Genomic DNA, 559 nt, shown 5'->3' with positions numbered 1-559 from the left:
TATGGAGCCAGCCGCCTAAGGTGGGACAGATGATTGGGGTGAAGTCGTAACAAGGTAGCCGTATCGGAAGGTGCGGCTGGATCACCTCCTTTCTATGGAGAATTGATGAACAGTGTTCATCAATATAAGTTTCCGTGTTTCGTTTTCGTTTAGTTTTGAGAGTTCAATATAAGTATTGACTCTTAAATAGGAATATGATATAAATAAATTCCGCAATTTGTATGGGCCTATAGCTCAGCTGGTTAGAGCGCACGCCTGATAAGCGTGAGGTCGATGGTTCGAGTCCATTTAGGCCCACCATACATTTTACGGGGCCTTAGCTCAGCTGGGAGAGCGCCTGCCTTGCACGCAGGAGGTCAGCGGTTCGATCCCGCTAGGCTCCACCAAAAAGCTATTTTATATAGCAAATGGTATGTTCTTTGAAAACTAGATAACAGTGTAGCTCATATTTTTTAATTTTAGTTTGGTTAAGTTAGAAAGGGCGCACGGTGGATGCCTTGACACTAGGAGTCGATGAAGGACGGGACTAACGCCGATATGCTTCGGGGAGCTGTAAGTA

The 559-nt window shown here is 45.3% G+C and carries 2 tRNA genes and 2 rRNA genes; all 4 read left to right on the top strand.

Annotated elements, in window-relative coordinates:
* Positions 1 to 92 (top strand): 16S ribosomal RNA (locus tag MR066_RS27015); the annotation flags it as partial.
* A 131-nt stretch (positions 93 to 223) separates the two neighbouring features.
* Positions 224 to 300: transfer RNA gene (locus MR066_RS27010), tRNA-Ile, on the top strand.
* 10 nt (positions 301 to 310) lie between these two features.
* Positions 311 to 386: transfer RNA gene (locus MR066_RS27005), tRNA-Ala, on the top strand.
* Positions 387 to 465: 79 nt separating this feature from the next.
* Positions 466 to 559: ribosomal RNA gene (locus MR066_RS27000) — 23S ribosomal RNA — on the top strand; the annotation flags it as partial.

Origin of the sequence: Bacillus cereus group sp. BfR-BA-01523, from assembly GCF_022662615.1 — a bacterium.
Taxonomy (GTDB): domain Bacteria; phylum Bacillota; class Bacilli; order Bacillales; family Bacillaceae_G; genus Bacillus_A; species Bacillus_A mycoides.
Note: the sequence above shows the minus strand (reverse complement) of the source record. Positions and strands in the feature narration are given on the sequence as shown.